General features: G+C 33.5%; 18 protein-coding genes and 1 tRNA gene. 3 read left to right on the forward strand and 16 right to left on the reverse strand.

What is annotated here, in order from left to right; translation table 11 throughout:
• Nucleotides 1-1,993: 1,993 nt before the first annotated feature.
• Together QYS48_RS15885 and QYS48_RS15890 are read right to left on the reverse strand one after the other, a co-directional pair.
• Nucleotides 1,994-4,396 (reverse strand): polysaccharide biosynthesis tyrosine autokinase, encoded by a 2,403-nt coding sequence (locus QYS48_RS15885; RefSeq protein ID WP_308356786.1) that lies wholly within the window; start codon nucleotides 4,394-4,396, stop codon nucleotides 1,994-1,996.
• A 3-nt stretch (nucleotides 4,397-4,399) separates the two neighbouring features.
• Nucleotides 4,400-5,236, reverse strand: coding sequence for a polysaccharide biosynthesis/export family protein (locus tag QYS48_RS15890; protein WP_308356787.1), 837 nt, complete (start codon nucleotides 5,234-5,236; stop codon nucleotides 4,400-4,402).
• A gap of 278 nt (nucleotides 5,237-5,514) precedes the next feature.
• Between QYS48_RS15890 and QYS48_RS15895 the strand changes: the two genes are divergently transcribed.
• Entirely contained in the window at nucleotides 5,515-5,829 is a 315-nt protein-coding gene (locus QYS48_RS15895; protein ID WP_302100501.1) for a thioredoxin domain-containing protein, read from the forward strand.
• A gap of 86 nt (nucleotides 5,830-5,915) precedes the next feature.
• Here QYS48_RS15895 and QYS48_RS15900 read toward each other — a convergent pair.
• The 4 genes from QYS48_RS15900 to QYS48_RS15915 form a co-directional block, all read right to left on the reverse strand.
• Nucleotides 5,916-5,988 (reverse strand) — tRNA-Thr (locus QYS48_RS15900).
• A 122-nt stretch (nucleotides 5,989-6,110) separates the two neighbouring features.
• Nucleotides 6,111-8,033, reverse strand: coding sequence for a DUF349 domain-containing protein (locus tag QYS48_RS15905; RefSeq protein WP_308356788.1), 1,923 nt, complete (start codon nucleotides 8,031-8,033; stop codon nucleotides 6,111-6,113).
• 61 nt (nucleotides 8,034-8,094) lie between these two features.
• Nucleotides 8,095-8,673: a YqgE/AlgH family protein gene (locus QYS48_RS15910; protein ID WP_308356789.1), complete on the reverse strand. Its 579-nt coding sequence runs from the start codon at nucleotides 8,671-8,673 to the stop codon at nucleotides 8,095-8,097.
• Nucleotides 8,674-9,258: a tRNA-(ms[2]io[6]A)-hydroxylase gene (locus QYS48_RS15915; RefSeq protein WP_308356790.1), complete on the reverse strand. Its 585-nt coding sequence runs from the start codon at nucleotides 9,256-9,258 to the stop codon at nucleotides 8,674-8,676.
• Between the two features lie 129 nt (nucleotides 9,259-9,387).
• Here QYS48_RS15915 and pdxH point away from each other — a divergent pair, with 129 nt between their 5' ends.
• Nucleotides 9,388-10,029, forward strand: a complete 642-nt coding sequence (gene pdxH, locus QYS48_RS15920; protein ID WP_308356791.1) for a pyridoxamine 5'-phosphate oxidase — start codon at nucleotides 9,388-9,390, stop codon at nucleotides 10,027-10,029.
• A complete protein-coding gene (locus QYS48_RS15925; RefSeq protein ID WP_308356792.1) occupies nucleotides 10,029-11,255 on the forward strand; it encodes a glycosyltransferase in 1,227 nt (408 codons plus the stop codon). The genes pdxH and QYS48_RS15925 overlap by 1 nt, the downstream gene beginning before the upstream one ends.
• Here the strand turns inward: QYS48_RS15925 and bshB1 are convergent.
• The 10 genes from bshB1 to QYS48_RS15975 all read right to left on the reverse strand — a co-directional run bounded on the left by bshB1 (nucleotide 11,252) and on the right by QYS48_RS15975 (nucleotide 23,083).
• Nucleotides 11,252-11,971 (reverse strand): bacillithiol biosynthesis deacetylase BshB1, encoded by a 720-nt coding sequence (gene bshB1, locus QYS48_RS15930; protein ID WP_308356793.1) that lies wholly within the window; start codon nucleotides 11,969-11,971, stop codon nucleotides 11,252-11,254. The two genes, QYS48_RS15925 and bshB1, sit on opposite strands and share 4 nt — an antisense overlap.
• Nucleotides 11,972-12,120: 149 nt before the next feature.
• Nucleotides 12,121-13,089, reverse strand: coding sequence for a thioredoxin-disulfide reductase (gene trxB / locus QYS48_RS15935; RefSeq protein ID WP_308356794.1), 969 nt, complete (start codon nucleotides 13,087-13,089; stop codon nucleotides 12,121-12,123).
• Nucleotides 13,090-13,209: 120 nt separating this feature from the next.
• A complete protein-coding gene (locus QYS48_RS15940) occupies nucleotides 13,210-14,073 on the reverse strand; it encodes an RNA polymerase sigma factor RpoD/SigA (RefSeq protein WP_308356795.1) in 864 nt (287 codons plus the stop codon).
• Between the two features lie 103 nt (nucleotides 14,074-14,176).
• Complete coding sequence (gene pnp, locus QYS48_RS15945) at nucleotides 14,177-16,318, reverse strand: polyribonucleotide nucleotidyltransferase (RefSeq protein ID WP_308356796.1); 2,142 nt, start codon at nucleotides 16,316-16,318, stop codon at nucleotides 14,177-14,179.
• A 144-nt stretch (nucleotides 16,319-16,462) separates the two neighbouring features.
• On the reverse strand, nucleotides 16,463-16,738 hold the full coding sequence (gene rpsO / locus QYS48_RS15950; protein WP_302125635.1) for a 30S ribosomal protein S15: 276 nt from the start codon (nucleotides 16,736-16,738) through the stop codon (nucleotides 16,463-16,465).
• Between the two features lie 71 nt (nucleotides 16,739-16,809).
• Nucleotides 16,810-18,414, reverse strand: coding sequence for an LptF/LptG family permease (locus QYS48_RS15955; protein WP_308356797.1), 1,605 nt, complete (start codon nucleotides 18,412-18,414; stop codon nucleotides 16,810-16,812).
• A 184-nt stretch (nucleotides 18,415-18,598) separates the two neighbouring features.
• Nucleotides 18,599-19,594, reverse strand: coding sequence for a carboxylesterase (locus tag QYS48_RS15960; protein ID WP_302125644.1), 996 nt, complete (start codon nucleotides 19,592-19,594; stop codon nucleotides 18,599-18,601).
• The gene (locus tag QYS48_RS15965; protein ID WP_308356798.1) at nucleotides 19,594-19,959 is read right to left on the reverse strand and encodes a DoxX family protein; all 366 of its coding nucleotides are present in this window, start codon (nucleotides 19,957-19,959) and stop codon (nucleotides 19,594-19,596) included. Before QYS48_RS15965 ends, QYS48_RS15960 begins: the two co-directional genes overlap by 1 nt.
• Before the next feature lie 41 nt (nucleotides 19,960-20,000).
• Nucleotides 20,001-20,450 (reverse strand): MarR family transcriptional regulator, encoded by a 450-nt coding sequence (locus tag QYS48_RS15970; RefSeq protein WP_308356799.1) that lies wholly within the window; start codon nucleotides 20,448-20,450, stop codon nucleotides 20,001-20,003.
• A 143-nt stretch (nucleotides 20,451-20,593) separates the two neighbouring features.
• Nucleotides 20,594-23,083: a PIG-L family deacetylase gene (locus tag QYS48_RS15975; protein ID WP_308356800.1), complete on the reverse strand. Its 2,490-nt coding sequence runs from the start codon at nucleotides 23,081-23,083 to the stop codon at nucleotides 20,594-20,596.
• Nucleotides 23,084-23,144 lie beyond the last annotated feature (61 nt).

The following is a 23,144-nucleotide window of genomic DNA, read 5'->3' on the forward strand; positions in this document are numbered from 1 at the left end:
TCTGTATGATTTTATCAATTTCAATTTAATACTGAACCAACTCAATTCTTAATTAATCAATTACTAATTCGTAATTATTTACAGCTTCGCCCTTTCAGTCCCAATTAGAACTTAGCAAAATGCTTTTTCTGTGTGATTTTAACTAAATCAACAATTCGGCTAGTACTAATGAGATTTTCTCAGGAAACACCCCTATAATCCCCTCAAGGGGATAGTCTCACACAGTAATATTGGTAACAAATAATTAAGGTATTGTCATCTAATAATTAGCCAAAATTTAAATAAAAAACGAGTAAAATAACTACTCAATAATAAAAGTAGTAGATAGATTAAAGAATTGCAATAAGCTAAGGAAAAATTGTAGGGAAGATGTAAGAGATTATATACATTTAATTATTTTCACAAAGATTAAATCGTTTCATAGACTTACTTTGTCTTTTTGCTAGATCAAAAAGAATCAGCTAGTAAGCGGACAAGCGAAAAAATCATGACAAAACAAAGCTGCTGCGCTGGCCCGCTGTTTTGTCTTCCCACCCACACGCTTCGAACAAATATATTCCTATTAATTTGATTAAATTTCTATGAATTGAATTTAATTCAGATGAAGATTAAAAGATAGCACGACCAAATTTCGCTGCAAACGAAAAAGCGCGTAAGGAAGGGTGAAATGGCGGGCCAACGTAGGCCTTGAGGGCTGACAGCTTCATTTCACTCAGATTTTTTGCATACTTTTTCATCATTGGAAAAAGTATTAAGTAAATATCAAAACTGTTAAAAGTCTAGCTTAATCGGTAATAAAAGACATTAAACTTAATTTATTCCTTTACTACCCCAAGTAGTTTATACTTGTATTTTCTTTTTGCTAGATCAAAAAGAAAGAAAAAATCATGACAAAAAGATGCTTCCGCGCTGCAATTCAGCTCCCTCCCCGCCTTTTTGTCCTCCTGCCCGCTTTCTTCTAGCGATCAATCGTGGTTAAGAAAGCAGTTTTCCCTATAAAATTCCAAATTAGTCACTTCCATTTTTCTGGCTAATTCGCCCAACTTTTGCGATAGCGAAAAAGCGCGAGGCAACGGTGAAATGGCGGGCCAGCGGCGGCCTAGAAGCGTGGAAGCATCATTTCACCTAGATTTTTTGGATACTTTTTTATCAATGAAAAAAGTATTAAGAAGTGAGATACAACAACAAGCTTTTAAATAGGGAAGTCATATAAATGCATTAGAAAATAAACACCCCTATAATCCCCTCAAGGGGATAGTTGCAGGGATTGATATTATTATGTTGAGAGATAATTTCGCTAAAATTTTTTCTGGAGTGGTATTAAAAGAATTCCATCAAATAATTTACTAGACTAAATATTTATTTAAAGTGAGATTCCTGCTTCCCGACCTTCAGAACGGGACAGGTTACGCAGGAATGAAAGTAGGAACCATCAGCAACAAAAAAACATAGCTAATATCATAATTTCCGAAGCATTCGGAAAAGCGGGCTGGACGAAAGTTTAGCGGGCCAGCGCTAGCCTTGTGCTTTGAAGCATTAAACTTTCTTGAATTTTTCGCTGGTCCGCTTACTAGCTGATTCTTTTTGTTCAAGCAAAAAGGAAAAAATCATTTTATTTTCTGTTTTTAATGAGTGCAAAAAGCTTGGAATATATCGAATATAATAAGCTAAAGCAAAAGATCCCTGATCAAATCAAGAATGACGCTACTTGCCATTAATATCGTCATTGCTATTAGTAAAAAGTCCAAAAGTTTATAGTTACTACTTATAGAACACCCCTATAATCCCCTCAAGGGGATAGCTATAAAATGTAATATGAATAATGGTTTAACACTGTTAGATTGCTTCATTCCTAGCAAGGAAGATAATGGCTAATAAAAAAATTTAATTCTTAATTCTTAATTCTTAATTCTTAATTCTTAATTCTTAATTCTTAATTCTTAATTCTTAATTCTTAATTCTTAATTCTTAATTCTTAATTCTTAATTCTTAATTAACCCTTTCTTCTGAACAATCCTTTACGTTTCTTCAATCTGTCCTCATCATAATAACCATAGCCATAACCACCATAGCCCATACCATAAATATATCCTCCATAATAACCATAGCCTCTTCTTCTTAATTGGATATCATTAAAAATGACCGACATCGGTTTTATCTTGCCTTCATTATAAAGACCATTTACCATATTCAATGCTTGTTTCATACTCACTCCTTGTCTTACAATTAAAAGCGTATGATCTACATGTGGCAATAATTCCATAGCATCTGCGACCAAACCGATTGGAGAAGTATCAATAATAATAGCATCAAACTCTTCACGAAGTTTTACCATAAACTCGTTCATCTTGTCACCTGCTAATAACTCAGAAGGGTTTGGTGGCACAGCTCCAGCTCCTACGAACCAAAGGTTTTTCGTTTCACCATTAATAACCACTTCATCTTTTTCTGCATAGCCTGCCAAGTACTCACTTAAACCCCGATCAGGATAAGCTTCAATAAAGTCAGTTAAGTTTGGTTTACGCATATCGGCCCCTATTAGAATAGTCTTTCTACCAGAAGCCGCTAAAGTATAAGCTAAATTTAGAGAGCAAAAGGTTTTTCCTTCTCCACTCACTGAAGAAGTTACCATAAATGTTTTGGCTTGCTTTTTATCTCTACCCTGTAAATATTTCATATTAGCTCGCAAAGCTCTGAAAGATTCTGCGACTAAAGATTTAGGTCTATCCTTTACAATGGTATTCGTTTCATCAATTTTGTGGGCAATATTTCCCAATAAAGGCATATCGGAATTTCTATCTAAATCATCCCTATCCATTATTCGTGGATTAGTAAAATCTTTAATAAAGAAAAAGGCCACTGGAAGTAACAATCCCATTGCCATCGCTATTAGTAGATTACGCTCCGAATTAGGTCGAACTGGATTATTAGAATAAGAAGGCTCTTCAATTAGTTGATAATCCGATGTGGCGGAAGCTTTTGAAATAGCCGCTTCAGTTTTACGTTCAATAAAAAGGTCAAATAAATTTTGATTCAATTCAAATAATCTTTTCGCACGATTGAGTTCTCGCATATCACCCTGTAATTCACTAATCGAACCCATTAAAAAATTACTTCTCCTATTTATTGCGGAAAGTGTATCTCGATTTATTTTCTGGTAGCTATTTAAAGCTTCGAAAATATTTTTTTCAAGCCTTTTTCTTATGCTATCTTCTCTGTTTACTAAAGGGTTTTTATAATTTTCCTGATTTCTAAAAATCTTGTCTTTTTGTTTCTGCTGAATATATTGATTGACTAAATCATTTAGCATTGGGGCATCTAACCCAATTAAAGAGGGAGCAAATACTTCAGAAGTTCTATTTTGCTGTATATATGATTTTAAATAATTATAATAACGCTCTTGTAATAAAACCTCAGCTTTTTGTTGATCTAATTGATTGAGTTTTGAAAATATAGTCTGACTTCCTAATGTCAATTCTCTATTTTCCAATTGGAGTTGATCAATTGTTTCCTGAAATTGAACAATTGAGTCAGAAATCATCGCCATCTGTTCATCAATAAAATTGATGGTATTCTCCAGATTCTGATTTTTTTCTTTTAACCCTAATTCTTCAACTACCTGATAATAGGTATTCATGAAAAGGATATCCTTTTCAGGAATTACACTTTCCATAGCCATATTCAGGATCGCAGACCCTTGCTGTTGCCATGAAATTTTTAACCGATTCTTATACTGACTAACTAGACTTTCTTTTTTATTGATTACAAAAAAGTATTTGCCTTGATCAGTTGAGGCTGAAGACCCACCACCTTCTATCACAAATTTCCAATCCCCAATTACATAAGGGGTATTATAATTAAAATTCTTCCCCTCTAATTTAGAAGCCCAATCCTGATTTCCCTCAACATTAAATTGAAATTGGTTTTCAGACTTCTTATTAACAAATATTTTTAATCCATAGGGCACATTATTTCCCATTAGGGTATCAATCACAACTTGATATCCATTCCCACTTTTTTGCTCGGTTGTTTTTATATAACCTTGCGCAAAGTAACTTACTCTAAAATTTAGTCTGTTGAGAGTTTCCTCTATCTTATCATTTGATTTTAACAGGGGGATTTCCTCATAAACTTCCTGACTTGACCCTAAGTAATATTTTGCATCTTCGAGTCCAGGTAAGATTGATTTGTTCTCAGTAAATTTCTTAGTGATAAACTGACCTTTTATAGAATAAACCGGATTTGCATATCGATTGTATAGAATCCCTAATGTTGTTGTAAAAGCAAAAAAGAGAATAATAAAAGGCCACCTTCTTAATATCTTAAGCAGATACTTTAGAAAATCTATCGGCTTGTCTTCTTTTACAGCCTCGTCTTGAAAGTCAAATCCATCCATTACTTACTGAGTCTGATTTAAGATGATCAAAATGAGAGATAAAGCGGAAGCTGTAACTCCAATAATATTTGTTGTAGCTGGTAATAAATATCTTCTTGATTGTCTTGCTCTTAATGCTGGCACTACAATTAGATCATTTGGTTGTAAATAAAAGCCTTTCTGAGATACTAAATCTTCTCTTAAAGTATTCACATAATACACTTGAGCTTCACTCCCGCTAAAACGTACTACCTTCAATCGGGATCTATCTGCAAAATCAGTCAGGTTTTCAGCTAAAGTAATGGCGTCAATTACATTGGTTTCAGGATCAAAAGAAGTGTAGCGCCCTTCATTATTCACTTCACCTAATACCGTAAAATGAAAACTCAAAAGCTGAATACGCACAACAGGAGTTTCAAAATAATTAATCAATTTTGACTTAATCAATTCCTCCGCTTCACGTATGCTCAAACCAGATAACTGCACTTCCCCTATTTCAGGCAATTCCAAATTACCTTTTCGATCTATAGTAAAACCAGTTTGCTGCCGATCTAACATTATGGGCATTAAACCAGAGCCTTCCTCACCAACAGCACCCATTCCCTGCATACGCATATTATTTTGATTTCCACCATCTTGAGTACCCTGGTTATACTGGTTTAATTTTCTTATAATACCTAATTGCTCCTCATATTGCTTCACAAAATCAAACTCTGCCGGAGTTAAACTGGCAATACGAAGCGAGATAATATCTTCAGGCTGAAGTTCATACGGTTTATTGTAGGTCTGATAAGTCCTGATAATACTATCCGATTCTGACACCTCACCTTTTTCAGGGTCATCTGGATGCTGTAAATACACGATATCTTTGTTAGAAACACAGCTAAAAAAAGAAATGGCTATGAATCCTATATATATAAACTTTCTAATCAACATTTTACTTTTTCAAATACCAAAACTAATAAATTCTATATGATTTAAAATATCAATTTAGGCTTTTATTGTAGTTATCAATCATATTTGGTCGAAATTAATAAATACTTGGTGATGATTACAATTCGATTAATAGAACTTATCAAATATCTAAAAACTAAAAGAATTATTTTTATCGTAAGTAATTTTACTTAGATACTAAAATTATGATAGAACAATTAAATGATGACAATCTTTGGTTGCACCTTTTTACAAATCAAAGAGTAGTAGTTCGTTTATATTCCGATTATTCCGCTTTATGCAATGCTTTTGAAGCATCCTACAAATCAATAGCAATAGAAAATAAAAAATCTATACAATTTATAGATGTTGATGTTTCTGAAAATCCAAATTCAGTAAATGCAATAGGTGCTTACAGCCTTCCTTTTGTAGGGATTTATGAAGAAGGAGAATTAAAGGAAAAATTCTCTACCTCTAACTTAAGCCAACTGCATACTATGATTCAAAATCAAATAACATGATAGCTCAATTTCTAACGACTATCTTTCATTAAAAGAAATCAATAAAAAAAAGCCATCCGCAATAGTGCGAATGGCTTTAAAAAGAGAGCCTCCTGTCGGGATCGAACCAACGACCTACTGATTACAAGTCAGTTGCTCTACCATCTGAGCTAAGGAGGCATAAACTTAATTTTTTAGCTTTTTCAGTTTGTAACCGTTTGTTATTCCCTGAATGCGGATGCAAATATAAAGGCCGTTTTTGTTAATGCAAACCCATTTGCAGAAAAATTTTAAAGAAATTTTTATTCAATTGAACGAACGATTCGTAACTGCTTCTTTAACAGAGAGATTTCTTTTTCTGCGTCTTCAATTTTTTCTTCAAATTCTTTTTTGAATTTATCAGCAGTCTTTGATGAGGCGAAAAACTCCATATTATTTTTCCAAGTCACAATATCATTTTGCAAATCTCCAATTTTCTTACGGATTGAATTCTCTTTTTGATTAAGCTTACGATCTGAATTAGGGCCAGCCATAATCTTTGTAATTTGCGCCATCAATTTCACTTTTTCTTTCTGCTCATCATTCAATACATCTTCAGATTTTTCAATAAAGCCTTGAATAGCATTTGAGAAATCTTCTTTCGCTTGTTGAATTGATTCCTTAGGAACAAAACCTATCTTTCCATAAGCTTGCTCATAGGCTTCTAATTGGTCTAAATCGCCAGGTTCCAGATTATTAATTTGATTGATGATGTCATTTTTAGCCTTAAGATTTTCCTCATACTCTTTCTGAGCATCTTTTGAGCCTGCTCTCTTATTTTCAAAGAATTTATCACATGCTGCCTTAAATTCTTTGTAAACACTCTCTCTATACTTCTCTGGAACAGGACCTACCTCTTTCCACTGTCTCTGTAGTGCTTTTAATTGATCAGCTGTTTTATTCCATTCTGTACTTTCAGATAATTCTTGCGCTTTTTTAACAAATTCCTGTTTTTTCTTAAGATTCTCTTCGCGCATACTATCTAAACGCTTAAAGAACTCATGTTTATTTGTAAAGAATTGCTTAAAATTACCCCAGAAGGCTTTATTAATATCTTTGGCATTTTCTTTAGGTACTTGCCCTGTCGCTTCCCACTCTTTTTGAATAGCTAATATTTCCTTTGTTTTGGCATTCCATTCTTTAATTCTATCAGAATCAAATTCAGTAAATGGATTCAATTTTTCAATTATTAGCTTTTTCTTTTCAAGGTTTTCTGTTTGTATTTCTTTTAAATTTTTAACAAACTCCTTACGCTTTTCATATATAGCATCTGAAGCTGCTTTAAATCTTTGCCATAAAGGCTCTTGTTCTTCCTTCGGAACGGGACCTATATGTTTATACTCTTCATGTAGATCATTTAAATGCTTAATAGCATATGGGACGTCTTCTGACTGTGCTAATTCTTCAGCTTGTTCACAAAGCTTTAATTTCGCATCTAAATTCTTCTTTCTATCTAACTCTTTTAATTCAAAAAGAATGCTTCTTTGATCATAATAGCGATCTAATAAGGCATTATAATTAGCCCAAAGTGTTTTGGATTGATTTCCAGGAACCGGACCAACTGCTTTCCACTCTTTCTGAATTTCTTTAATGACATTTAAACCAGTGATAGTCTCTTCGCTATCGACTAATTCTCTTAAGCGATCTAATATGGCTTGTTTAGTTTTAAGGTTCTCGTCTTTTTGGTGTTCAAGCTCCTTATAATGTTTTTTTCTTCTATCCCTATATAATTGATAATTTGCTTCGAAACGTTCATTTAGCTCATCATGCTTCATGGCAAAATCAGCCTCTTCCCCACCTTCAGCTAGAAACTTGTCTAATGCTTCTTTTCTTTCAGCATTATACATTTCATCATAGAGCGGCTTAATTTCATTTATAATTCTATCTGCTTTTCTGAAATTATCGCTTTTTGAAATTTCTTTAATTACCTCAACTAACTGTTCCTTACTGAATTCTGAATAGTCTGGAAGCTCTTCATGATCATCTTGATCTTGTTCTTCCTCATTTTCTGAATCTGAAGCATTTTCTATTTTTTCGTTTTCCTGCTCGGAAATTTCTTCAGTTTTTTCTTCTTTATCTGAAACAGCTTCTTGATTTTCTGATGTGGCATTCACATTATCCTTCTCTTGATCCTTTTCAGAATTATTTTCTTGTGGATTTTCAGAAGTACCTTTTTCTTCTAACATAATACTTTCGATTTATCAATTATAAGGTACAATATTAATTAAAAAATGTGAAAAGTTTCAATCAATTAAGATTGGGATCGGAAGGGTAATTGGCATAAATTTTAAATCTGCCTCCCATTTTTTCTAAAATACTCTTCCAAAGGGTTTCGGGCGGGCTATTAAATATATAGGAAGGATGAACACCCCGGGCAATTATCCAGCTATTATGATCTATTTCCTCCTGCAATTGATTTTCTGACCAACCGCTGTACCCAACAAAAAATCTGGATTTTTCATTTTCTAATTTACCTTTTTGCATTAAGGCTTGTAAAACATCAAAACTCCCTCCCCAATACAATCCATCACGAATTTTCTGTCCTCCTTCTTTTAATTCATCTATATCATGAATAAAGTGAAGTGTATTTTGTTGTACAGGTCCACCTACAAACAAATCGGCTGCAAAGGGACCAATCTCATCTAAAACCTCATCTACTTTAAGAATGGATAATTTATTCAATACGAAACCAAAAGAACCTTCTTCATTGTGCTCACATAACAATATCACGGTCCGCTCGAAATTTTGATCGGGTAAAAAAGGTTCAGATAAAAGAAGGTCTCCTTTCTGAGGTTGTTCTATATTTTTAAACTCAAAATATTCCATTTAATGAAGTGCAGCTTTTAGAGGAAGGGCTTTTAAAATATTGGCTTCCTCTTCACTCATTTCTTCTAATCTAGAATATACTTCTTCCTTTTCAAAATATTGTAACGCCATATCGACAAAAATTTCTCCATGTTTGGCCTCAGATGCCCACAGGCGATGATAAAATTTTTTCAAATCACCTTCAGGTAAAGCTTCATAGATTAATCTAAACCTTTCAGCTCCTCTGGTTTCTACTAAAGAGGCCAGTAATAGCCTATCCATAAAACGCTCTTCCCTACCCGATCTACAGGTTTTGATCAAATCATCAACATAGTAATCTTTTTCAATTTTATGAGGTAGTTGAATTCCTTTAGCTTCCATAATAGCGTAGACATCTCTAAAATGCTCCAATTCCTCTACCGCAGTGTCAATTAGCTCTGGAATAATTTCAAGTCTGTCAGGAAATTTAGCCACAAAACTCATAGCCATTCCTGAAGCTTTTCTTTCACAATTTGCATGATCTTGTAAGAAACTATCAAAATCTGCCATAACTGTATCTACCCATTCTTGACTACTATCTGCTTTTAAATCAATTCTTAATTTCATTAGATAATTTCTTTAACTATTTATGACCCTTTTATTGGAAACAATTTGAAACAATAATAATTTTAAAATTATTAACCCACTAATGATTGTGGAATTTTTCATTAAAGAATTATCAATAAGTCAGATATAATGAGTCAATCTATTGCAGATATAAGAAAGGAATATAATGCTAGAAGTTTAAGCATTTCAGAAGTTGATAAAAATCCTATTGACCAATTTTTAATTTGGTTTAATATGGCTTTAAAGGCTGAAATTATGGAGCCCAATGCCATGACCTTATCGACTATATCAAATGATAAACCTAGCTCCAGAGTTGTATTACTTAAAGGAGTAGAGAATAGCGAATTCGTTTTTTATACTAACTACAATAGTTCTAAAGGAAGACAGATGATTAAAAACCATAATGTTTCTCTAAATTTTTTCTGGCCAGAACTAGAACGACAAGTACGAATTGAAGGAGAAGTGAAAAAAGTTTCTTCTGAGGTAAGTGATGCTTATTTTCAAAGTAGACCCAGAGGTAGCAGAATTGGCGCGTGGGTGTCACCTCAAAGTGAAGTAATCGAAAATAGAGAAGAGTTAGATAAGAGATTAGCTGAAATTGAATTAAGATTTAAAGATAGAGAAATAGATCGACCACCACATTGGGGAGGCTATTCTGTAAAACCATCGTTAATAGAATTCTGGCAAGGAAGACCCAGTAGATTACATGATAGAATTCAATATACATTAATTGATAACGATAGTTGGAAGATTGAAAGACTAGCACCTTAATGTCTGATTTATATTTCGATAGGTATGCCTACCCAAAAAGATTTATCAAGTCAGAAAGTAGGCCAGACACTTTCATTAGGGTTGTAATTCCGGTATTCAATGAACCTGACATAAGACCAACTTTAGAATCTTTAGCTCAGTGTAATCCAACAAAAAGAGGCATTGAAGTGATTTTGGTAATAAACCATGCTGAAAACGCAAGTGAAACGATCAAAGAAAATAGTAGGAAAACGGTAGACCAAATCAACGAATTTATAATTCAAAACACATCAGATTTAGTAATCCATATTATTAAAGCATTTGATCTCCCTAAAAAAAAAGCTGGGGTTGGATTAGCTCGTAAAATTGGAATGGACGAAGCTGCCTATAGATTTAATTCCATAAATCAAGATGGTGTTATTCTGTGTTTTGATGCAGACAGTTTATGTGAGAAGAATTACTTATGTGAAATAGAAAATCACTTTTTAAAATATCCAGATTGTAATGCTGCCTCTATCCATTATGAACATCCAGAAACTAATGAAGATGGAAATTTAAATGAACCTATAATTCTATACGAACTTCATCTACGTTATTACATACAAGCATTAAAATACACCGATTATCCTTTTGCGTATCATACGATTGGTTCGAGCATGGCTGCAAGGTCATCCGTTTATCAAAAACAAGGCGGAATGAATCAAAGAAAAGCTGGAGAAGACTTTTATTTTCTACATAAAATCATTCCTTTAGGCAATTTTCACACCATCACTTCTACAAAGGTGATTCCCTCAGCTAGAATTTCTGATCGCGTTCCTTTTGGTACAGGAAGGGCCATGCAAGAGCATCAAAATAATACCAAAGACTTAAATTTAACTTATGATTTTGAATGTTTTAAGATCATAAAAGCATTTATGAACGAAATCAATATCAAAAGTAATATCAGCGATTTCTATTCAACAATAAAATCATTCTTAATTGAAAATGGATTGGAAACAGAATTAAATAAAATTCAATCTCAATCTAAGAATCAAACCCATTTTAAGCAAAGGTTTTTCGAATGGTTTAATGGATTTAAAATGCTAAAACTTGTTCACTATTTACGAGATAATCAGTTTCATGAAAAATTATTGATCTCGCAAGCAACAGCCTTATTAATTGAATTAGGATATGAAATAAATCAAAATCCAACTGCCTTAGAGCTTTTAAAAATTTACAGACAGTTGGATATTGATTCTGGTAATTAAATTAGACCGTTTAAGTCTTTTACTCCAAGATATCTTTCAATGGTATATCCTTCTGCGTAATCCACTCCAATGATTTGACCAAATTCCATAGCTCTGGCTTCAACCATTTTCATAAATCTAGGGCTGGATATATAAGTTTCTGGTTCTTCAGATCCAGGTTTATAGAATTGTGAGTCGAAGGCTTTAATAGAATTCATTTTCTTATCCCACTGCTCGCTTACATCAACCACAAAATCTGGTTTAATAGGAATGCTTTGAATATAATGGTATACCTGTGAAGGTCTGTATGCTTCTTGAATATTCCCTTTATCATCCTTAGTTTCAAATTGCTTTAGGCCTGCTAAAAACACTGATTCAGATAACAATTCTGATGCCCTACCATGATCGGGATGACGGTCTGAAATAGCATTAGCCAAAACTATTTTAGGCTGATACTGTCTAATCTTTTTTACAATCTCAGTTTGATGCTCCAAATCATTTTTAAAAAATGCATCTTTAAAACCTAGGTTCTCTCTTACCTTAAGCCCTAATATTTCTGCACTTTTTGCTGCTTCTTCCATTCTTTTTTCAGGAGTTCCTCTAGTACCCATTTCACCTCTCGTCAGATCAATGATACCGACATTCTCTCCCATTTCAGCATGTTTTGCAAGCGTACCTGAACAAGCTAATTCTACATCATCCGGATGAGCCGCAAAGGCTAGTATATCTAATTTCATAAATTAAAAAGTAATATCATCTTATACAAACATACTACTACATAAGATGTTTAAACATTGATTTTTGTATAAAAAAAGAATGTCTTAAAATTTAGTATCCTTATAAAATTTAAAGGATTCCCTAAAAACTAAGACATTCTTAAATAAGATTAAGCCTTCTCAGTTACTTCTTGCTGTTCTAGTTCATCTTCCTTTTCAGCCAAGAAACGCTCTGCATCTAATGCAGCCATACAACCAGTACCTGCAGCCGTTACAGCTTGACGATAGGTAAAATCCTGAGCATCACCAGAAGCAAAAACACCTTCAACTTTTGTTTTTGTACTTCCTGCTTTAGTAAGGATGTAACCCGCCTCATTTAAATCTAAATAATCTTTAAAAATTTCGGTATTTGGTTTATGACCAATAGCAACAAAGAAACCAGTAGCTTTAATTTCTGATTTTTCACCCGTTACATTATTGACGACTCTAACACCTTCTACCGCATCTTTACCTAAAACTTCTTCCGTTTCAGTATTCCACAGTACCTCTATATTTTTAGTTTTTTCAACTCTTCTTTGCATGATTTTAGAAGCTCTCATTTCATCTCTTCTTACCAACATTGTAACCTTATTACAAATGTTAGATAAATAAGTAGCTTCTTCTGCTGCTGTATCACCAGCACCAACCACTACAACATCTTGTCCTTTGTAAAAGAATCCATCGCAAACAGCACAGGCAGAAACACCCATACCGTTTAATCTTTGCTCAGATTCTAATCCTAACCATTTGGCAGAAGCTCCTGTAGATATAATCACTGCATTAGCTGTAATTTCATGCTTATCATCAATAATAACTTTATGAGGATAACCACTGAAATCGACTTTTGTAGCTAAACCAAATCTGACATCCGTTCCAAATCTTTCTGCCTGTTTTTGGAAATCAACCATCATTTGTGGCCCATTAATCCCTTCCGGATAGCCAGGATAATTTTCAACATCATTAGTGATAGTTAACTGACCACCTGGCTGGCCTCCTTGATATAAAACTGGTTTTAAACCTGCTCTTGCAGCATAAATTGCAGCAGTATATCCTGCAGGTCCTGATCCTATTATTAATACTTTTACTTTTTCCTCTGTCATATCGTTTAATAGTTTCTGAGTTATGTTACGGTTCTCTGCAAAAACAGATGTAAATTTAATAAATAAAATAAAAAAAGGTCTTCTAGAAGACCTCTTTATGTATCATATGTTACGTAAAAACTAACCCAAATAAGGTTTTAATGCTTTACTTCTTGATGTATGTCTAAGTCGTCTAATTGCTTTTTCTTTAATCTGACGAACTCTTTCTCTAGTTAAACTAAATTTCTCTCCGATCTCTTCAAGAGTCATCGAATGTTCACCATTCAATCCAAAGTACAAAGTGATAACGTCAGCCTCTCTTTGTGTTAAAGTAGATAAGGCTCTTTGAACCTCTCTTCTCAATGAATCATTCATTAATTCATCATCAGGAGATTCTTCACCGTCATTTTCTAATACGTCTAGAAGACTATTTTCCTCACCTTGTATGAAAGGTGCATCCATTGATACGTGACGGCCAGAGATTTTCATGGTATCAACTACCTCATTAGAAGTAACCTCTAAAACTTCTGCTAGCTCATCCGGAGATGGCTCTCTTTCAAACTTTTGCTCCAAGGTAGAGAAGGTTTTTGAAATCTTATTTAAAGATCCTACTCTATTCAATGGAAGACGAACAATACGAGATTGCTCCGCCAATGCTTGCAATATGGACTGTCTGATCCACCATACTGCATAAGAAATGAATTTAAAACCTCTGGTTTCGTCAAACCTTTGAGCTGCCTTGATCAAACCTAAGTTTCCTTCATTAATCAAGTCTCCTAAGGATAAACCTTGATTCTGATATTGTTTGGCCACAGACACTACGAAACGCAAATTGGCTTTAGTCAATTTTTCAAGTGCAAGTTGATCACCTTGTTTAATCCTAACGGCTAAATCTACTTCCTCGTCCGGAGTTAACAAATCTACTTTCCCTATTTCTTGTAAGTATTTATCGAGGGATTGACTCTCCCGATTGGTGATTTGCTTGCTAATCTTGAGCTGTCTCATTAATTATTTTTTGATTTAAACTTAAACGAACTCTTAACATAGGGAATTCACTAAACAGTTCCTTCCCTATACCAAAAATGTAAATTATTAGATAAAAAAGAAATTATTTCTCTTCTTTTTCTGGTTTAGGTAATAATACCTTTCTCGATAATCTTAATTTTCCAGTCTTTTTGTCGATATCGATCAACTTCACTTTTACTTCTTCTCCGATTTCTAAAACCCCTTCCATATTTTCAATTTTCTCATGTTTGATCTCTGAAATATGTAAAAGACCATCTTTACCAGGCATAATCTCAACAAAAGCACCGTATGGTTGAATTGCTTTCACAACACCATCGTATACCTCACCTACTTCAGGTTTAGCAACAATGCCTTTGATCCATTTAACTGCAGCATCTAAAGATTCCTTATTAACGGCAAATACATTGATTTTACCACCTTTTTCAGTTTCTTCAATCACAACAGTTGCTCCTGTAGTTTTCTGGATTTCTTGAACAACTTTTCCACCAGGACCAATTACAGCACCAATCATTTCTCTATCGATCTCAATGTTAACCACTCTAGGAGCATTTGGTTTATAATCTTCTCTTGGAGCAGCAATTGTTTTAGCCATCTCATTTCTGATATGATCACGACCTGCTTTTGCTTGGTTTAAAGCTTCCATCATTAACTCTGATGACAAACCATCTACTTTAATGTCCATCTGGCAAGCTGTGATCCCTTTTTCAGTACCCGTTACTTTAAAGTCCATATCTCCGATATGATCTTCATCACCTAGGATGTCTGAAAGGATAGCATATTTACCTGTTTCAGCATCAGAGATTAATCCCATAGCAATACCTGAAACTGCGGATTTAATAGGGATACCTGCGTCCATTAATCCTAATGAACCAGCACAAACAGTAGCCATAGATGAAGAACCATTTGATTCTAAGATATCTGAAACGACTCTGATAGTATAAGGTAATTCTTCTGGTGAAGGAATTACTTGCTTTAAAGCACGCATTGCTAAATTACCGTGCCCTACTTCTCTTCTTCCAGGACCTCTATTTGGTCTTGCTTCTCCAGTTGAGAATGCCGGGAAGTTATAATGCAAGATGAATTTATTGTAGCCAGAATGCACAGCTCCATCAATCATCTGCTCATCAAGTTTAGTACCTAATGTAACAGTAGTTAATGATTGAGTTTCACCTCTGGTAAATACCGCGGAACCGTGAGCCGATGGTAAGTAATCTACCTCACTCCAAATTGGTCTGATCTCATCTAATTTTCTACCGTCCAAGCGACTACGCGTTTCTAAAGTAGCATTTCTAATCGCTTTTTTCTGTGTAGCATTTAAATAGCTTTTTGCTAATGTTAAGCTTATTTCTGTCTCATCTGGTAAAGATTCAAAATATCCATCTTTAATTTCAGAGAATAGTCTAGCTCTTTCATGCTTATCTGCCAAGCCTTTAGCCGCTATATCGTAAAACTGTTGATAGTATTTGTCAAAAATTTCTTTTTCTAATTCAGCATCTGGCTCTTCTTCGTGGTTGTATTCACGTTTTTCAGTTTTACCAGCATCTTTTGCTAAATCTAATTGTGCCTGACATTGGATTTTGATGGCATCATGTGCGAAATTGATGGCTTCCACCATTTCTTCTTCTGAAATTTCTTCCATCTCTCCTTCTACCATCATGATATTATCCATGGTGGCTGCGATAATCATATCGATGTCAGATTCTTCTAATTGCTTAGCATCAGGATTAACAATCATTTTACCATCAACACGAGCCACTCTTACTTCAGAGATCGGGCCTGCAAATGGTATATCGGAAGCAGTAAGTGCAGCTGAAGCTGCTAATGCCGCTAATGCATCAGGTAAGTCATTTTCTCCTAAAGAGAATAATTGTATGAAAACCTGTGTTTCTGCATGGTAATCAGAAGGGAATAAAGGTCTTAATGCTCTATCTACTAATCTTGAAGTTAAAACTTCATAGTCAGATAATTTTCCTTCTCTTTTAAGGAATCCACCTGGTATTTTTCCAGATGAAGCAAATTTTTCTTGGTAATCTACAGACATTGGAAGGAAATCTACTCCCTCTCTAGCCTCTTTATTTGAAACAACGGTTGCTAATAAAATGGTATCTCCCATTCTAACTTCAACTGATCCGTCAGCTTGTTTAGCTAACTTCCCTGTTTCGATACTAATTTCTCTACCATCAGGTAGATTGAATGTTTTTTTTATTGCATTTGGTATAGCCATAAATAATTTTTTTACTGTTTTCTCGTCTTGTTGTTAATTGTCCGCATTTGCTATACACGTCCTAAATAAGATGTGGTATTTAATGGGGTGATAATAATGGAAAAAGGGAACCTAATAGATTCCCTTTTTATTGTGAAAAGTGATTTATTTTCTTAATCCTAATTCAGCAATGATTGCTCTGTATCTTTCAATATCTTTCTTGTAAAGATAATCTAACAATCTTCTTCTTTTACCTACAAGTTTCAAAAGACCAGTTCTTGATGAGTGATCTTTTTTGTTAACTTTTAAGTGCTGCGTCAAATGATTGATTCGGAAGGTGAAAAGCGCAATTTGAGATTCTGCCGAACCTGTGTCATTATCTGCTTTTGACCGACCATGATTTTTGAACAGCTCTTTTTTCTTTTCTGTGTCTAAATACATAGTTAGCGTTATTATATTATTTTAAAACAGCCGCAAATATACATGTATTTTTGATGGAACAAAAAGACTATTTATTTTTTCCTTTTGAAAAACTTGAAAATTTTTGCGATTTTTACCGCATAATAATCCACTTCAAATAATCTTGAATCATTTCTAGCTTGTCTGAGGAAGAACAAACCAAACGGCAGAAGTATTACATTAGAGGCCCAAACCGCTGCAAATACGTTTACATCTCCTGCCCTGCCTAATTTTATCCCAGAGGTATTGATCACATAGGAAACAATAAAGAATATAATTGAAATTATAACTGGAAATCCTAAACCTCCCTTTTTAATAATAGCGCCTAAAGGTGCTCCAATTAAAAACATAACAATACAAGCCACTGCATCAGATAACTTCTTATTTGCTTCAATAGAATATACATTGCTTTCAAATTCTCTTCTTTCTATCCTGGTATTTTCGCCTTTCAATCTATTTTTTGCAAATCGAGGTTTGTCAATTATGCTGTTAAAACCCCTATTCCTACTAAAAAAAGCACTGTCGGCTTTTGCAATTAAAGTAGAGTCATATTTAGTAATGACGCTTTTAGGTACTTCCTTTTCTTCTTCTGTATTGTTATTATTTACGATCGCCTTATTTAAATACTTTTGTTTGGGTCTATTTTGATTTTCTATTGGTTCAATATCATCTATTTTAACTGAGTCGGAATCTACTTTTACAGTATCTTCTTTCATTTCCTCCCATTCTGCTACTGATTCGGGTTTGATGTCATCAATTTCCTTCATGTGCAGATTAAAAAAGCGAGGCGTATATCTATAAATTACTCTTTTTGATTTTATGATGTCATTTTGCATAGAATCAACATCATTCCTTAGTTGAGCTTCATTCTTCATCAATCTATTTGAAGAAAAGAGTTCTTTATCAGTCCTTTCCATTTCAAAAGAAGCTAAGCTAAAAACCACTTTATTATGCTGAAATATATTTCTTATATAATTGGATGGTTTATCGGGTTTACTCGGATCTTGTTCTGTGTATGACCTTCCATCAAACAGTTCCATAACAAGGTATTTATCACCTAAAATGGTATACATTAATGCTGAATCAGCTAAAATGATTTCAGTATTCCCTTTCTTTTTTGAATGATTATAAATAATTAAATCTCCTAAAGATTTATCATCATCGTATTTTTTATTGGCTTTAATACTATATCCAGGAATACCTCCATAAAACGCACCCTCTTTAATATCAATAGAAGGTTTCTTTTGTTTTATATCATATAAAAGACTGTATGCCTCTAAATTCGCTTTGGGTACTATAAAATTATTCGAATAATATACAAGCGCACTTAAGCAAACAACAAAAACAAAGAGCGGCCTTAATACTCTAACCAATGAAATTCCTGCACTTTTAATAGCAGTTAATTCAAAATGCTCCCCTAAGTTTCCAAAAGTCATTAAAGAAGATAATAAAACTGCTAAAGGGAAAGCTATGGGAGTCATATTTATGCTGAAATAAGCTATTAACTCAGCAAAAACACTGAAGCCTAAATCTTTCCCCACAAAATCATCAAAATATTTTAACATGTATTGTGTTAGTAAAATAAATACTACCACAAAAAAAGTTATCAGGAAGGGCCCTATAAAAGATCTTAAGATGAGTTTATCTATTTTTTTCATTCAGTCCTTTAGAATTGAAATGCTATTTTAATATTGTCAATTTATTTCAAGATGCAAATAAACAAGAATTATGCTAAAGAAATAAATTATGAGAAAAATGAAAGTTAATTATAAATAAAACTCTATATCAGACTATAGAATAAAAGACATAAAACCCTTTATATCTGCGTTTTATAAATTAATATTAATTTATAATATTATTTTTAATAAAATGCCAACTGCTGTCTTGAACACCTATCCAATCCTTGGAACGAAGTCTAGAGGCAATCACATGATTACCACTTTCTGGGAATGGAATTTCTTTCTTAATTTTTGAAGATAATTGAGCAAACATTTCTTTCATAGCCTCTACTGAGACTACATTATCCTGATTAGATTCATCTTTATAATAATAAGCCATAAATACAGGACATTGCACCTTTTGAAAAGTTTCCTGAATCATACTTTTATTAATCATACTAAACAAGGAATAGTAGGCATCAACATGATAATATTCAGACCAAAAAGCTGCTATTGAATCTGGCCTTACCTCATGATTAATTTCCCCGCCCATCACCAACTTGGTAATATTCTTACCCCAAGGACCTAAAACCAACCTTTCATTAAAAGCTTGTCTTAAAGCTATATAGGGCGAGTATAATATCAAACCTTCAACATCATTCGGAAATTCAGATGCTAACCATAAAGCTTGCGCAGCACCAGTAGAAGTAGCTGCAATAATCACCTTTTCCCCTAATAATTTCCCGACAGACAATGCTTCCATAGCTGATTCCATGTAGGACTCAGCAGTTAAGCCTTTATATGCATTTTCAGAATTTAAACCTTGTCCCTTTAAACGGGCTAAATAAAGGTTAGCGTTTAAACTATCAGCTAAGTTAGTATGAACAGGGAATCCTTCTTGATGACTTGCCCCAAAGCCAGGTAAATAAACAATGGCATATTCAGTTGATATTGAAATGCCATCATTCCAAACTATTTTAGCTTCATTACCAGCTTTAAGAGTTGGATATTTACTTTCATGTTGTTTAACCCAATTATCTAACGTAATAATATCAGCTGGAATTTCAGGTAATGTATGAGAAAAGATAGGCTCAGGAATTTTAGGACCTAATTTGTAAATTATAAAAATAGTTGCAATAATTAGAATTAAAGCAATAAGAAACCTTTTAAGAAACTTCATTAGGTATATTCATTTTTAAAATACTGACCAATCACAAAACTAGCGCCAGCCAAAGCAATATCTTTTAATAATGAGCTAGCTGACAGTTGATTACCCTCCATTGCCATCGGAAGATGTACAAATACTGCAAAAATTAATAACATAATGGCGAGTAAATTAGAAACTAAATGTATTCGCCTTTTGATAAGGATACTGATTCCCGCTGCAACCAAAGCTGCCCCTGTTAAGTAAACCCAAAAAGTATGGCCAGGAATAAAAGAAGGTACCACATTTTGTAAAGTTTTAGTGTTTACAAAATGAAATACCCCAAATATTATCATTGGAATAGCAAATAAGAATCTTCCTATATTAGATATTAGGTTCATTATAATTTCAACTTAATTACAACTACCCAATATATAAAAAATTATCCTCTTATTTTATCCAACGCTTTATTAACTGCTGCTGCATCTTCCTCAGTTAAGACCATAGCCTCATTGTGGAAGTTAAATAACTCAGGTTCTATTTCTTTTAATAGCTTTTGACCTGAAGTAGTGATAACAACATCAACTTGCCTTCTATCATACATGCAAATTGATCTTTCTGCCAACCCTTTTTCTACTAATTTATCCACAAGCCTAGATGCATTAGACATTTTGTCAAGCATTCTTTCTTGTATAGAAGAAACAGTTAATGGATCAGGAAATGTACCTCTTAATATTCTTAATACATTATATTGAGGTGCTGTTAATTTATGTTTTTTAAATATTTTATGTTGAACAGATCCAATCCAATTGGCAGTATAGATAACATTTAAAATGGCTTTTTGCCTTTCAGTCTCGAACTTCGACTGTTTAATTTCTTCTTCTAACTTCATCTTACCTTTAAATTTAACTACTTAATAAATTGTTACATTTTGTATTGTTGTAACATTAAACACGAATGTATATATTTTGTTCCCGTGTTTAAACGTTTAATCGACCAATCGTGTAAAATTCTTGATTAATGGCACTTAAATAATCAATGCTGAGGATTGGCGGCTAATAAATTTGCTAATAAGCGATATGCACCTGGCACTCCTGCTGGTAGCTCTCTAAAGAAACTTAGGCCAGTATAAACAAACTTACCTTTGCCATAATCTGCCACTAAAAGTGATCCCCTTTTTGGAGTTTCACCCGGATCATTCCCTACTAAAATAGGTTCATAATGAGAATCCCAATTACTTGGAAAATAAAGCCCACGCTCTTGAACCCAACCTTCAAAATCTTGATTTGTAATTTTATTAGGGTAATTCAATACTTCATGTTTAGGGTTGATGAATTCCATTTCTGTTTCCTCAACAGTAATTCTATCTCTAGAAAGAATTAATGGATAAGGCCAGAAATCAGTATCAGGCAGACTGTAAGTAGTGTTGTATTGAACCATATAAACACCTCCAGATTCCATATAATTTTTCATTTTACCATAATGGATCTGTAAAGCTTCATTAACATTATAAGCACGTATACCTGCGATTATAGCATCATATTTTTTCAACTCTTCAGGACTAATAGATTCAATATCAATATTTTCAACCTCATAGCCCATAGCTTTCAAGGCCTCATCTACGGCATCTCCGGCACCTTCAATATACCCTATTTTGCTACCTGCAATTTGAACATCAGCCAATACCAATTGCTGTTCCGCATTTTGTATGATTACTTGATTTGGAATATGATCGTATTGAATTTCTTGCACATTTTTGTTGACCTCAACATTTCCTATCTGTACAGTAGCTTTTAAAGAAAATTTTCCGGGCTTAGTTCCTGATTTAATTTTTATGCTAAATGTCTTAGAATTGTCTTTAAGAAGATTTTCAAATATTAGCTTTTTGTCATTTTCTACTATTTCCCATCCTTTTGGCAGGTCTAAACTTAACTCACCTGAAGCATTATCTTTCAATGATTTAATATTTAAAGAAATTTCTTTTTCTTGGCCACTTGAAGTATAAATTGAAACTTCCTCTAAAAACTCAATTGAAACTGGTGGTACCACATAAAAAGGCTGGATAATCTCCCCTTTAATTCTATCCGAAGATTTAAATTTTAATGGAGAACTAAATTTAAAATCCTTGCCATTTATTTTCAAAACAACAGTGGCTGTGAAAGAAGGATCATTTTCAGGTTTACCAATTAGTTCTTGATTTTTTACAATGTATAAACCATTATCTGATGGCTCATTCAACCAATAAGGATTTGAATACGGGAAGTCTTGTGGTATATTAAATACTAGCTTCTTAATTTCAACCTGATTATATTCAAGTGCAACTGATTCATTATTTACACCTTCAACATTAGCCAAACTAGCTGAAATAAATTCTACTTCAGCTGAAGAACGGTTAACTAATTCTAGATTTGCTGAGATTTTATCTTCGGGTGAACCATAAGGATTACTAGTGTAGAACAAATTGTACAATCCAGCACAATTGATAATTAACTCCTCTAAGGCTTTTAATTTATCTTTTTTAATGGCAGAATCATCTAATTCCTCAATTAAATCCTTTATTGTGAAAAGTTGATTGATTGAGTTTTCAGGCTTTTTGGGATTGAATTCCTTGATTAATTTTTCAATTTCTTTTTGAATACCTGACCCTCCCTTTAATTTTGACCAACTATTATCTATGTCAGCAAATAATTTCTGCTTTGAATCAGACCCTTCCCAATATTCGAAATACTCTACCTCTTCTCCTCTTGAACCAGCAGTGCCAAAAGCTTGGGATTTATGACTACTTCTACTTAATGCGGCTAATTCAGTATATGAAATCCCTAATAATGGATCATATCCTCCTACATCTTCGCTAATATATTTATCTTCATCGAAGCCACCATTTCTGCTGAAGAACCAAGATGAAGTATTCCAATAAATCTTTTTTGGCTGCCATACATTTACCCATTTTAGCTGCTCAGAAAAAGAATTTTTATCTCCTGCTTTTCCAAAGGCTTCATGAGCCAATATTGCCGAAGCAGTATGATGACCATGTGTGATACCGGGAGTTTCATTAAAGCGAGTTACAATTATATCAGGTTGAAAATTTCTAATGACCCATACCGCATCTGATAAAAGCTTTTCCTTACCCCATTTATTAAATGCCTCTTTAGGATTTTTTGAATAGCCAAAGTCATTTGCTCTTGTAAAAAACTGCTGTCCACCATCTATTGAACGTGCTTTCAATAATTCTTGAGTTCTTATTAATCCTAATCCTTCCCTGAGCTCAGGTCCAATTACATTTTGACCTCCATCTCCACGAGTTAAGGATAAATACCCAGCATCAAATTTTTTTCCATTTTCTACATAGGCTATGAAGCGCGTGTTTTCATCATCTGGATGAGCAGCCATATATAAAACCCGAGTGGTATTTTTAAGCTTTTCCATCTGATGAAGAATTTCAGATGAACTTACTGCCTCTTTAACTTGGGCATTGGATAATTGAACAGTAAAAATGAATATTATCAGTGCGAATATATTTCTCATAAAAATTTTAAATTTCAAACGATTTAAAGAATTATCAAACTGAAATCAATCCAATCCTTTT

The sequence above is a fragment of the Marivirga arenosa genome (assembly GCF_030503895.2).
In the GTDB taxonomy this organism is placed as follows: domain Bacteria; phylum Bacteroidota; class Bacteroidia; order Cytophagales; family Cyclobacteriaceae; genus Marivirga; species Marivirga arenosa.